General features: G+C 71.0%; 10 protein-coding genes. 2 read left to right on the forward strand and 8 right to left on the reverse strand.

Translation table 11 applies throughout. The features are described from left to right. The first annotated feature begins 44 nt into the window (after positions 1 to 44). Complete coding sequence (locus tag CSC62_RS15835) at positions 45 to 2351, forward strand: DUF3772 domain-containing protein (RefSeq protein ID WP_162407657.1); 2307 nt, start codon at positions 45 to 47, stop codon at positions 2349 to 2351. Between the two features lie 13 nt (positions 2352 to 2364). Here CSC62_RS15835 and ispH read toward each other — a convergent pair whose 3' ends face one another. The 5 genes from ispH to murJ form a co-directional block, all read right to left on the reverse strand. Next, on the reverse strand, positions 2365 to 3315 hold the full coding sequence (ispH, locus tag CSC62_RS15840; protein WP_162407658.1) for a 4-hydroxy-3-methylbut-2-enyl diphosphate reductase: 951 nt from the start codon (positions 3313 to 3315) through the stop codon (positions 2365 to 2367). A gap of 10 nt (positions 3316 to 3325) precedes the next feature. Beyond that, on the reverse strand, positions 3326 to 3832 hold the full coding sequence (gene lspA / locus CSC62_RS15845) for a signal peptidase II (RefSeq protein ID WP_162407659.1): 507 nt from the start codon (positions 3830 to 3832) through the stop codon (positions 3326 to 3328). Between the two features lie 2 nt (positions 3833 to 3834). Next, complete coding sequence (gene ileS / locus CSC62_RS15850; RefSeq protein ID WP_162407660.1) at positions 3835 to 6681, reverse strand: isoleucine--tRNA ligase; 2847 nt, start codon at positions 6679 to 6681, stop codon at positions 3835 to 3837. Positions 6682 to 6686: 5 nt separating this feature from the next. Further along, the gene (locus CSC62_RS15855; RefSeq protein WP_162407661.1) at positions 6687 to 7706 is read right to left on the reverse strand and encodes a bifunctional riboflavin kinase/FAD synthetase; all 1020 of its coding nucleotides are present in this window, start codon (positions 7704 to 7706) and stop codon (positions 6687 to 6689) included. Between the two features lie 109 nt (positions 7707 to 7815). Next, entirely contained in the window at positions 7816 to 9432 is a 1617-nt protein-coding gene (gene murJ / locus CSC62_RS15860; RefSeq protein ID WP_162407662.1) for a murein biosynthesis integral membrane protein MurJ, read from the reverse strand. Between the two features lie 128 nt (positions 9433 to 9560). Here murJ and rpsT point away from each other — a divergent pair, with 128 nt between their 5' ends. Then, the gene (gene rpsT, locus CSC62_RS15865) at positions 9561 to 9830 is read left to right on the forward strand and encodes a 30S ribosomal protein S20 (RefSeq protein WP_162407663.1); all 270 of its coding nucleotides are present in this window, start codon (positions 9561 to 9563) and stop codon (positions 9828 to 9830) included. Between the two features lie 127 nt (positions 9831 to 9957). On the opposite strand, the gene cgtA is transcribed toward rpsT, so the two are convergent. From cgtA to rplU, 3 genes are all read right to left on the reverse strand, one after another. Further along, positions 9958 to 11016: an Obg family GTPase CgtA gene (gene cgtA / locus CSC62_RS15870; protein ID WP_162407664.1), complete on the reverse strand. Its 1059-nt coding sequence runs from the start codon at positions 11014 to 11016 to the stop codon at positions 9958 to 9960. Positions 11017 to 11238: 222 nt separating this feature from the next. Then, entirely contained in the window at positions 11239 to 11493 is a 255-nt protein-coding gene (gene rpmA, locus CSC62_RS15875) for a 50S ribosomal protein L27 (protein WP_162407665.1), read from the reverse strand. Positions 11494 to 11505: 12 nt separating this feature from the next. Further along, positions 11506 to 11826 (reverse strand): 50S ribosomal protein L21, encoded by a 321-nt coding sequence (gene rplU / locus CSC62_RS15880; protein ID WP_162407666.1) that lies wholly within the window; start codon positions 11824 to 11826, stop codon positions 11506 to 11508. Between the last annotated feature and the right edge of the window lie 121 nt (positions 11827 to 11947).

Below are 11947 nucleotides of genomic sequence, written 5' to 3' on the forward strand. Positions count from 1 at the left end.
CGATGTTAAGTTCTGGCCTTCCGTCCCCCGCATCCCCGCCATCCATGCGCCATTCCGTGTTGTCGCTGACGTTCCTGTGCCTGTTCGCCCTTGCCGGGGCCGCGTCGGCGCAGCAGGCGCCCGCGGACATGGCCCAGGCCCGGGCGGAGCTGACCGCGATCGACGCCGGGCTGGAGCGCAGCCACGAGGAGGAGGACCTGCTGCGCGCCCGCGATTCGGTCCTGGCGATCCAGGCCGGGGCCGACCAGGTGGTGGCCGAGCGCAGTCCCGAGCTGGAGAGCCTGGATGCACGCCTGGCGGGACTGGGCGACGCGCCCGCAGAGGGCGGCACCGAACCGGTCGAGATCGCCCGCCAGCGCCTGGCCCTGCAGAAGCAGCGCAACGCGCTGGATACGGAGATCCGCACCGCCCGCCTGACCTCGGTGGAAAGCGCCCAGCTGCTGGACCGGATCGCCGGGCTGCGCCAGGCGCGCTTCCGGGCCACGCTGTGGGAGCGGACCACCCCGCCCTACTTGCCGCGTTTCTGGCGCGCGCTGATCAGCAGCGAACAGCGCGACCGCGCGCGCCTGGACGGGGTCTGGAACGAAGCCGCCACCGCGTTCGCCGGCAGCCTGCGGGCCCAGCCGGCGCGCGCGCCCTTGCTGCTGGCGCTGGCGGTGCTGGTCGCCGTGGTCGCGCGCTGGATCAACCGCAGCCTGCTGCAGCGCCTGGCCACGCGCTGGCTGCCGGCGGGCCGGCTGCGCCGCTCCGGCCCGGCCCTGGCCAGCGTGCTGGTCTCCCTGGTCGCGACCTGGCTGGCGGCGACCCTGCTCCGCGGCCTCCTGGGCGACGATCCGCCGGCGCGCATCGACGGCCTGGCCGGGGCCTTCGTGGGACTGGTCACCTTCGCCGCGCTGATCGTCGGCCTGGGCCGGGCCCTGCTCTCGCACAAGCGCCCGTCGTGGCGGCTGCCGGCTATCTCCGACGAGGCCGCGCACGCCCTGCGTCCATTCCCGTGGGCGATGGCGCTGGTGGTCACCCTGGGCGCGGCGGCCGAGCGGGTGCTGACCGTGGCCAACGCGAGCCTGGCGCTGACGGTGGCGGCCAGCACCGCGACCGCCTTGCTGCTGCTGGCGGTGGTGTTCAATGCGCTCCTGCGGGTCCGGCACCTGGCCTCGCGCAGGGAGACGGTGCCGGAGGCGGTAGCCGCGCAACCGCATTTCACCCCATGGATCAACGCCGCCATCCTGCTCGGCTGGATCGTGGCGGTGGTCTGCGCGCTGGCGCTGGCGACCGGCTTCGTCGCCTTCGCCAGTTTCGCGATGCAGCAGCTGGCCTGGGTTCTGGTGGTGCTGTCGGCGCTGTACCTGGCGATGCGCGTGGTCGACGACGTGGTGACCACCCTGCTGACGTCCAAGGGCGCGGCCGGCAGCCGGCTCACCGAGCGCTTCGGCATCGCCGCCGGCCGCGTCGACCAGGTCGCGGTGGTGCTCTCGGCGGCGCTGCGGGTGGGCCTGGCGATGCTGGCCGTGGTCGCCCTGCTGATGCCCTACGGCGCCGATGCCGACCACCTGATCGGACGCGCGCTGGCGGTGGTGCGCGGCATCCGGATCGGCGAGCTGGTGCTGAGCCCGCGCAACATTGTCCAGGCGCTGGCGGTGTTCGTGGGGGTCAGCGTGCTGGTGGGCGTGGCCCAGCGCTGGTTCGGCAAGCGCTACCTGCCGACCACGCGGCTGGACGAGGGCATGCGCAGCTCGGTGGTGACCCTGCTCGGCTACGCCGGCTTCGTCCTGGCCGTGGCGATGGCGCTGGCGGCGATCGGCGTGGGCCTGGAGCGGATCGCCTGGATCGCCAGCGCGCTGTCGGTGGGTATTGGTTTTGGCCTGCAGGCGATCGTGCAGAACTTCATTTCCGGCCTGATCCTGCTGGCCGAGCGCCCGGTCAAGGTCGGCGACTGGGTGATCGTGGGCGACGCCGAGGGCGACATCCGCCGGATCAACGTGCGCGCCACCGAGATCCAGACCGGCGACCGGACCACGGTGCTGGTGCCCAACTCCGAGCTGATCACCAAGATCGTGCGCAACCGCACCTACGCCAACGCCCAGGGCCTGGTGAAGATCCTGCTGCCGATGCCGCTGACCACCGACGTGGACCTGGTGCGCAAGCTGATCCTGGAGGCGTTCGCCGAACACCCGGGCCTGCTGGAGGCGCCGGCGCCCTCGGTGCAGATCGACGGCATCGACGCGGCCGGGCGGCTGGTGCTCAACGCGACCGGCTTCGTATCCTCGCCGCGGCAGGCCTACGGCGCGCGCAGCGACATCCTCTACGCCATCCTCAAGCGGCTGCGCACCTACGGGATCAAGATGGGCTGAAAGCCGCGGGCGCTCAGCCGACCAGGCGCAGCCGCAGTTCCTTGGGCAGGGCGAAGACCATGTCCTCCGGCTCGCCCTCCAGTTCGCTGACGCCGTCGGCGCCCAGCTCGCGCAGGCGCGCGATCACCCCGTCCACCAGCACCTGCGGCGCCGAGGCGCCGGCGGTCAGGCCGATGTGGCGCTTGCCGGCCACCCAGGCCGGGTCGATCTCGTCGGCACCGTCGATCAGGTAGGACTCCACGCCCTCGCGCCGGGCCAGCTCGGCCAGGCGGTTGGAGTTGGAGCTGTTGGGCGAGCCGACCACCAGCACCAGGTCGCAGCGCCCGGCCAGTTCGCGCACCGCGTCCTGGCGGTTCTGGGTGGCGTAGCAGATGTCGTCGTGCCTGGGCCCCTGCATCGCCGGGAAGCGCGCCTGCAGGGCCTCGATGATCCCGCGGGTGTCGTCCACCGACAGCGTGGTCTGGGTGGTATAGGCCACGTTCTCCGGCTGCCCCAGTTCCAGGGTGGCGACGTCGTCGATGTCCTCGACCAGGTGGATCGCGCCGCCCTCGTTCTCGCGCAGCCACTGCCCCATCGTGCCCTCGACCTCCGGGTGCCCGGCATGGCCGATCAGGACCACGTCGCGGCCGGCGCGGCAATGCCGGGCGACCTCGAAATGGACCTTGGTCACCAGCGGGCAGGTCGCGTCGAACACCTTCAGCCCGCGCCGGTCGGCCTCCTCGCGTACCGCGCGGGAGACCCCGTGCGCGCTGAAGATCACCGTGGACCGGTCCGGCACCTCGTCCAGTTCCTCGACGAACACCGCGCCGCGGCGCTTGAGGTCGTCCACGACGAAGCGGTTGTGCACCACCTCGTGGCGCACGTAGATCGGCGCGCCCAGGGTCTCGATGGCGCGCTTGACGATCTCGATCGCGCGGTCGACGCCGGCGCAGAAACCGCGGGGGTTGGCGAGGATGACGTCCATCGGCTGGATTCTAGCCCTGTTCCCGTTTCTTCTTGCCGTCGAACAGCCCGAACAGGGCGATCCCGATCGCGCCGCCGACCACCGCGCAGTCGGCGATGTTGAACGACGGCCAGTAATGGCCGCGCCAGTACCACTGGATGAAATCGACCACGTGGCCGTGGATCAGGCGGTCGATCACGTTGCCCAGGGCGCCGCCGATCACCAGCGCGAACGGCAGGGCCTGGCGCCAGTCGCCGCGCGGGGTGCGCCACAGCCACCACCCCAGCAGGCCGCAGATGGCGAACGCCAGCACGGTGAAGAAGATCGCCTGCCAGCCGCCGGCGTCGGCCAGGAAGCTGAAGGCCGCGCCGGTGTTGTAGGTGCGGTACCAGTTCCAGAAGCCGTCGATCACCGGCACCGCGGTGTACTCGGGCAGGCTGGACAGGACCCAGGCCTTGCTCCACTGGTCCAGGCCGATGACCAGCGCCGACAGCGCCAGCCAGGACATCGCGTTGGGCCGCGGCCTCTGCCTGCCCATGCTCAGAACCACCGCCGGTCTTCGCCGGGGCCTTCGACATTGCTGGCGCAGCGCCCGCACAGCTCCGGATGCGCCGGGTCGGCGCCGACATCGGCGCGGTGGTGCCAGCAGCGCACGCACTTGGCCTTGGCCGTGGGCTGGGCGCTGACGAAGATGTCGTCGGTCTGCGCCGGGACCACGGTGACGTCGCCGCTGATGAACAGGAACCGAAGCTCCTCGGCCAGCGGCTGCAGGTGGGCGGCGGTGTCGGCGCCGGCGGTCAGGGTGATCTCCGCCTCCAAAGCCGCACCGATCTGGCCGTGGGCGCGCATCGGCTCGAGCACCTTGGCCACCTGCTCGCGCAGGGCCAGCAGGCGCTCGAACTCGGCGGCGCCCAACTCGGCGTTCTCCGGCAAGGGCGCCAGGCCTTCGTACCAAGTGGCGAACAGGACGTTGGCCTCGCGCTCGCCCGCGTCCGTCCGCTTCGGCAGGTAGGCCCACAGTTCGTCGGCGGTGAAGCTGAGCACCGGCGCGATCCAGCGCACGAAGGCCTCGGCGATCCGGTACATCGCGCTCTGCGCGCTGCGGCGGCCGCGCGAATCCTCGCGCATGGTGTACAGCCGGTCCTTGGTCACGTCCAGGTACAGCGAGCCGAGATCGACCGAGCAGAAGTTCAGCAGCGCCTGCACGATCCCGGCGAAGTCGTAGCGGGCGTAGGCCGCCTTGATCCTCTCCTGCACCTCCCAGGCGCGGTGCACGATCCAGCGGTCCAGCGCGACCATGTCCTCCAGCGGGCGAAGATCGCGCTCGGGCTCGAAGCCGTGCAGGTTGGCCAGCAGGAAGCGGGCGGTGTTGCGCAGCCGGCGGTAGGCATCGGCATTGCGCTTGAGGATCTCCTGCGACAAAGACATCTCGTTGCTGTAGTCGGCCGAGGCGATCCACAGGCGCAGGATGTCCGCGCCCAGGGTCTTCATGATGTCCTGCGGCTCGATGCCGTTGCCCAGCGACTTGGACATCTTGCGGCCGTGCTCGTCCACGGTGAAGCCGTGGGTCAGGCACTGCCGGTACGGCGCGGCCTTGTCGATCGCGATCCCGGTCAGCAGGGAGGACTGGAACCAGCCGCGGTGCTGGTCGCTGCCTTCCAGGTACAGGTCGGCCGGCTTGCCCAGGCCGCGCTCCAGCAGCACGCCCTCGTGGGTGACGCCGGAATCGAACCAGACGTCGAGGATGTCGGTGATCTTCTCGTAGTCGCCGGCCTCGGCGCCGAGCAGCTCGGCCGCGTCCAGGGTGTACCAGACGTCGACCCCGCCCTGCTCCACGCGGTCGGCGACCTGGCGCATCAGCTCGCTGCTGCGCGGGTGCGGCTCGCCGGTCTCGCGGTGCACGAACAGCGCGATCGGCACGCCCCAGGTGCGCTGGCGCGAGATCGTCCAGTCCGGGCGGCCCTCGACCATGGCGCTGATCCGCGCCTTGCCCCACTCCGGGTACCAGGTGACGGTGTCGATCGCGGCCAGCGCGTCGGCGCGCAGGTTCGCCTGCTCCATCGAGATGAACCACTGCGGCGTGGCCCGGAACGCGATCGGGGTCTTGTGCCGCCAGCAGTGCGGGTAGCTGTGCTCCAGCTTGGTCGCGGCCAGCAGGGCGCCGCTGGCGCGCAGCACCTCGATGAGGACGTCGTTGGCCTTCCAGATGTGCAGGCCGGCCAGTTCCACGCCGTGCGCGGCCGGCGTGGACGGCAGGTACACGCCGCGACCGTCGACCGGGTTGAGCTGGGCCGCGGTGTACTTCTCGATCAGGCCGTAGGCCTTGCCGACCACGTAGTCGTCTTGGCCGTGGCCGGGCGCGGTGTGCACGGCGCCGGTACCGTCCTCGTCGGAGACGTGTGCGCCGAGGATCGCCGGGATGTCGCGCTCGTCGTAGAAGGGATGGGCGAACGCCAGGTTTTCCAGCGCCGCGCCCTTGGCCCGGGCGTGCACGGCCACGCCGGCCACGCCGTAGCGCTGCAGGGCGCGTTCGGCCAGGGCATCGGCCAGCACCAGCCAGCGGCGGCGGCCGTCGCGGTCCGGGCCTTCGACCAGGGCGTATTCCAGCTCCGGGCCCAGCGAGATCGCCAGCGAGGCCGGCAGCGTCCACGGCGTGGTGGTCCAGATCGGGATCGCGACCTCGACGCCGGCCGGCACCTCGACGCCGAACGCCTTGCCCACCGCCTGCGCGTCGCGCGCGGCGTAGGCCACGTCCACCGCCGGGCTGACCTTGTCCTGGTACTCGATCTCGGCCTCGGCCAGGGCCGAGCCGCAGTCGAAGCACCAGTGGACGGGCTTCACGCCGCGGCTGATGTGGCCGTTGTCGTAGATCTTGGCCAGCGCGCGGATCTCGTCGGCCTCGAAGCGGAAGTTCAGGGTCTTGTATGGGTTGTCCCAGTCGCCGATCACGCCGAGGCGCTTGAAGTCCTTGCGCTGGATCTCGATCTGCGACTCGGCGTACTCGCGGCACTTCTGCCGGAACTCGGTGGCGTCGAGCTTGACCCCGACCTTGCCGTACTTCTTCTCGATCGCGATCTCGATCGGCAGGCCGTGGCAGTCCCAGCCCGGGACGTAGGGCGCGTCGAAGCCGGCCAGGTACTTGGACTTGACGATGATGTCCTTGAGGATCTTGTTGACCGCATGCCCGAGGTGGATCGCGCCGTTGGCGTACGGCGGGCCATCGTGCAGCACGAACAGCGGCCGGCCGGCGGCATTGGCGCGCAGCTGCGCGTACAGGCCGTCGGCCTCCCAGCGCGCCAGGGTGTCCGGCTCGCGCTTGGGCAGGTCGCCGCGCATCGGGAAATCCGTGGCCGGCAGGTGGAGGGTGGGTTTGTAGTCTTGGGTCACGGCTTCTACCGTTGCGCGGCGGCTTGATGATGTTCGGAGTGCGGCGCAGGCGCCGCGCTTGCTTCGTTGCCCGCACGTGCAGGCATGGCTTGCTGCGGGAGATCGGCGAGTATCCGCCGCGCCTGCGCCGCGTCGCGGTGCATCTGCGCGGTCAACGCCGGCAGGTCGGGGAACTTCTCCTCGTCGCGCAGCTTGGCGACGAACTCGACTTCCAGGTGGCGCCCGTACAGGTCGCCGGCGAAGTCGAACAGGTGCGCCTCCAGCAAAGGCTCCACGCCCTGCACCGTCGGCCGGGTGCCGAAGCTGGACACCGACGGCCACGGCCGCGCATCCACGCCGTGCACGAGGGTGGCGTAGATCCCCGACAGCGCCGGGGTCTTGGGGAAGCGCAGGTTGGCGGTGGGAAAGCCCAGGGTGCGGCCCAGCTGCCGCCCGCGCACCACCCGCCCGCCGATCGCGTACGGCCGGCCGAGCAGGGCCGCGGCGTGGGCGAAGTCGCCGGCGACCAGTGCCTCGCGGATGCGGGTGCTGGAGACACGCTCGCCGTGCGCGTGCACCGGCGCGATCTGCCCGGCCTCGAAGCCCAGCTCCACGCCCATCGCCTGCAGCAGGGCCAGGTCGCCGCCGCGGCGGTGGCCGAAGCGGAATTCCGGGCCGATCCAGACCTCGCGCGCGCCCAGCCGTCCGGCCAGCACCCGGCGCACGAAGTCTTCGGCCGGCATCGCCGCCAGCGCCGCGTCGAAACGCAGCAGGCCCAGCCGTTCCAACCCCAGCCCGAGCAGGCCTTCGATCCGGTCGCGCGGCAGGGTCAGCCGCGGCGGCGGATTGCCGCGGGCGAAGAATTCGCGCGGCAGCGGCTCGAAACTCAGCGCCACCGCCGGCAGCCCGAGCGCCTGCGCGCGCGCGACCGCATGGCGCACCAGCGCCCGGTGGCCCAGGTGGAGGCCGTCGAAGGCGCCGATGCAGACCACGCTGCCGCGCGGGCACAGGGACCCGCCATCGACGTAACGGAACAGCCTGCTCATCTACTCGTAATGACCGCTGGAAGCGCCCCCGCGGCGCCCGACCGGCGCCGGCCCGGGGCCGAACGCCGAAGTATAGCCGGCGCAGCCGCTCCGGGCCGGTCCAGAGCGCTCAACCGCGCAGTTCGCGCGGCCGCAGGCCGAGCGCCAGCAGGACTCCGGCGTAGGCCGCGGCCCCGCCGCCGACCATCGCCGCCAGCCGCCAGCCGCGCTCCCACCAGGCCCAGTCGGACCAGTCCGGCCAGAGCAGGCGGAACGCCCCCACCACCAGCGCCAGCGCCACGGTGGCCGCCCCGATCTGGAACAGGAAACGGCCCCAGCCCGGCCGGCGCCGGTAGACCCCGGCCCGGCGCAGCAGCCAGGCCAGCTGCAAGGCGTTGACCCAGCCGGCCACCGCGATCGCCAGCGCCAGCAGGGCATGTGCGCCGTGGATCTGCGCCAGCGCCGCGCGCCAGTCGCCGCCGGCAGCCTCCAGCGCCTGCCGGCCGGCCGCGGTGGCATACAGCAGCAGTGCGAACAGGCCCACCGTGCAGGCCGCGTTGACCAGCACCGCGACCACCGCTGCGCGCACCGGGGTGCGGGTGTCCTGGCGCGAGTAAAAGGCCGGCGCCAGCACCTTCACCAGCAGGAAGGCCGGGACCGCGGTGGACTGGGCGATCAGGCTCCAGCTGGCCATGCGCGCGTCCAGTTCGCCGAAACTGCGGTACTGGAACAGCGTGGCCATCAGCGGCCCGGCGCACAGGATCAGCCCGGCGCAGGCCGGCAGGCCGATCAGCAGGCACAGGCGGAAGCCCCAGTCGAGTCCGCGCGAGAAGCCGTCCGGATCGGTGGCCGCGTGCCGGCTCGACAGGTGCGGCAGGATCACCGTGCCGATCGCCACCCCGAACATGCCCAGCGGGAATTCCAGCAGGCGGTCGCTGTAGTACAGCCAGGTCATGCTGCCGCCGACCAGGAACGAGGCGGCCATGGTGTTGAACAGCAGGTTGAACTGGACTACCGAGGAGCCGAACAGGGTCGGCACCATCAGGGTCAGGATCCTGCGCACGCCGGCATGGGCGAAATCCAGCCGCGGCCGCGGCAGCAGCCCGAGCTTGGCCAGCGACGGCAGGTGGAAGGCCAGCTGCAGGGCTCCGGCGGCGAACACGCCCCAGCCCAACACCTTGATCGAGCCGTCCATCAGCGGCGCCAGCCCCAGCGCGGCGGCGATCATCGCCAGGTTCATCAGCACCGGCGACAGCGCCGGGACCGCGAACCTCTGCCAGGTGTTGAGGATGCCGCCGGCCAGCGAGGCCAGCGAGATGAACAGCGCGTACGGGAAGGTCAGCCGCAGCATCTCCACGAACAGCTCGAACTTCGCGCTGCCCGGCACGAAGCCCGGAGCGACCAGCCGCGCCAGCCCCGGCGCCGCCAGCAGGACCACGGCGGTGACCAGCAGCAGCGCCGCCATCAGCGCGCCGGCCACCCGATCCACCAGCTCGCGCACCGCCTGCGGACCGTGCTTCTCCTTGTACTCGGCCAGCACCGGCACGAAGGCCATCGAGAACGAGCCCTCGGCCGAGAGCCGGCGCATGAAGTTCGGGATCCGGAACGCGGCCACGAACACGTCCATGGCCGGGTTGGCGCCGAACACGACGGCGTAGACCTGGTCGCGGACGAGTCCCGAGACCCGCGACAGGAAGGTCATCGCCGAAAACACCGCGCTGGAGCGCAGCAGGCGCGGACCGCTCATCGGCCGGCTCCCGCCCGCCCCGGCCTGCCACACCCGCGGAGGTTGACGCAAGTGGTTGAACCATCCATAATTTCGCGTTCTCTACGCCCCACCATTTCCGTAAACCCGTTATCCAGGAATCCACCGCCGTGGCCAACATCAAGTCCGCCAAGAAGCGCGCCAAGCAGACGGTCGTGCGCAACGCGCGCAACACCGCCCAGCGTTCGCAGCTCCGTACCGCCGTCAAGAAGGTCCTCAAGGCCCTGGACGCCAACGACGCCGCCAGCGCCGAAGCCGCCTTCGCCGTCGCCCAGCCTTTGCTGGACCGCTTCAGCGCCCGTGGCCTGATCCACAAGAACAAGGCCGCCCGCCACAAGAGCCGCCTGACCGCCCGGATCAAGGCGATCAAGGCCGCCTGAGCGCAGCCCCGGCACGACGGTGCGCGGCCCGGCCGCCGCACCGTCCGCCCCGTGGCCGCAGGGCATCGCGGCGCACGCAACGAAAAACCCGGCCATGGCCGGGTTTTTTGTCGTCCGCGCTGCGGCCTCAGCCGGCCGCATCTGCTTCCGCCTCGGCGGCGGCCGTGCGCTGGCGGTCGAGGAAGGCCATCACCTCGAGCATGATCGGCCAGGTGCCCTCGCGGCCCAGCGCCGAGACCAGGAACCAGGGCTGCTCCCAGCCCAGCTCGGCCACCACCTGGGCGGCGCGCTCGGCGGCTTCGTCCGCGAACATCAGGTCGGCCTTGTTCAGCACCAGCCAGCGCGGCTTGGCCAGCAGTTCCGGATCGTGCTTGCCCAGCTCGTGCTCGATCGCCCGCACCTGCTCGGCCGGGCTTACGCCTTCCACGCCCCCTTCCATTGGCGCCAGGTCGACCAGGTGCAGCAGAAGCCGGGTGCGTTGCAGATGGCGCAGGAACTGCGCGCCCAGGCCGGCGCCCTCGGCCGCGCCCTCGATCAGGCCGGGGATGTCGGCGATCACGAAGCTGCGGTGGGCCTCCACGCTGACCACGCCCAGGTTCGGATAGAGGGTAGTGAACGGGTAGTCGGCCACCTTCGGCGTGGCCGCGGACACGGCGCGGATGAAGGTGCTCTTGCCGGCGTTGGGGAAGCCGAGCAGGCCGACGTCGGCCAGCAGCTTCAGCTCGAGCCTGAGCTGGCGCTGTTCGCCCGGCTCGCCCGGGGTGGCCTGGCGCGGGGCGCGGTTGACCGAGCTCTTGAAGTGCATGTTGCCCAGCCCGCCCTTGCCGCCGCGGGCCACCAGCAGGCGGTCGCCGTGGCGGGTCAGGTCGCCGATCACCTCGTCGGTATCGACATTGGTGACCACGGTGCCGACCGGCACGGTGACGACCTTGTCCTCGCCGCCCTTGCCGTACATCTGCCGGCCCATGCCGTTCTCGCCGCGCTGGGCGCGGAAGATGCGCTCGTGGCGGAAGTCGACGAGGGTGTTGAGGTTCTCATCGGCCACCAGCCAGACGCTGCCGCCGCCACCGCCGTCGCCGCCGTCCGGCCCGCCCAGCGGGATGAACTTCTCGCGGCGGAAGCCGATGCAGCCGTTGCCGCCATTGCCGGCAATGACTTCGATTTCAGCTTCGTCGACTAACTTCATGGCAGGCGGGAACCGGGAATGAGGGGACGGGGATTGACGCGGCGCTGCGGGGTCGCCGGAAGCGTAACCGCTTTTGGCCATCGTTCCCGCAGACGGAAACGACGGCCTGGAATGATGGCCTGGAATGCGGCCTGAAACAGAAAGCCCCGCCGGAGCGGGGCTTTCGCTGCATCACTGCCGGATCCGGACCGTGCCGCGCGACACGCGCGGCAGGCGGTTCGTTCAGGCGACGACGCTGACGGTGCGGCGCTTGGCCGCGCCCTTGACCGCGAACTCGACCTTGCCGTCGACCAGCGCGAACAGGGTGTGGTCGCGGCCCAAGCCGACGCCGGCGCCCGGATGGAACTGGGTGCCGCGCTGGCGGACGATGATGTTGCCGGCTTCGACGGCCTGGCCGCCGAACAGCTTCACGCCCAGGTACTTCGGGTTGGAGTCGCGGCCGTTGCGGGTCGAACCACCAGCCTTTTTATGTGCCATGACTGCTTCTCCTTACTTGTTGCCGGAACCGGAAATTCCGGTGATCTCGATTTCGGTGTAGTGCTGGCGGTGGCCCTGCCGCTTCATGTGGTGCTTGCGGCGGCGGAACTTGATGATCCGGACCTTGTCGGCGCGGCCATGGGCCACGACCTTGGCGGTCACGCTGGCGCCGTTGAGGGCGTCGCCGAGCTTGATCCCGTCGCTGTCGCCCAGCAGCAGGATGTTGTCGAACTTGATCTCGCTGCCGGCCTCGGCCTCGAGCTTCTCGACGCGGAGCGTTTCGCCCTGCGCCACGCGGTATTGCTTACCGCCGGTGACCAGTACTGCGTACATGTGGAGCCTCTCGGTTCTGTAGTTATTCTATGGACCTGCCGCCATCGAGGGCGGACAGAAGCGGAATTCTAGTCGACCGCCCCGGTCCGGGTCAAGCCGCCCCCGGCCCTGAACCGTTGCC

The organism is Pseudoxanthomonas jiangsuensis, from assembly GCF_010093185.1.
Classification (GTDB): domain Bacteria; phylum Pseudomonadota; class Gammaproteobacteria; order Xanthomonadales; family Xanthomonadaceae; genus Pseudoxanthomonas; species Pseudoxanthomonas jiangsuensis.

Coding starts and splice junctions, on each gene's coding strand:
- CSC62_RS15835 (WP_162407657.1), top strand. CDS start 45: ATGCGCCATTCCGTGTTGTCGCTGACGTTCCTGTGCCTGTTCGCCCTT.
- ispH (WP_162407658.1), bottom strand. CDS start 3,315: ATGGACGTCATCCTCGCCAACCCCCGCGGTTTCTGCGCCGGCGTCGAC.
- lspA (WP_162407659.1), bottom strand. CDS start 3,832: ATGGGCAGGCAGAGGCCGCGGCCCAACGCGATGTCCTGGCTGGCGCTG.
- CSC62_RS15855 (WP_162407661.1), bottom strand. CDS start 7,706: ATGAGCAGGCTGTTCCGTTACGTCGATGGCGGGTCCCTGTGCCCGCGC.
- murJ (WP_162407662.1), bottom strand. CDS start 9,432: ATGAGCGGTCCGCGCCTGCTGCGCTCCAGCGCGGTGTTTTCGGCGATG.
- cgtA (WP_162407664.1), bottom strand. CDS start 11,016: ATGAAGTTAGTCGACGAAGCTGAAATCGAAGTCATTGCCGGCAATGGC.
- rpmA (WP_162407665.1), bottom strand. CDS start 11,493: ATGGCACATAAAAAGGCTGGTGGTTCGACCCGCAACGGCCGCGACTCC.
- rplU (WP_162407666.1), bottom strand. CDS start 11,826: ATGTACGCAGTACTGGTCACCGGCGGTAAGCAATACCGCGTGGCGCAG.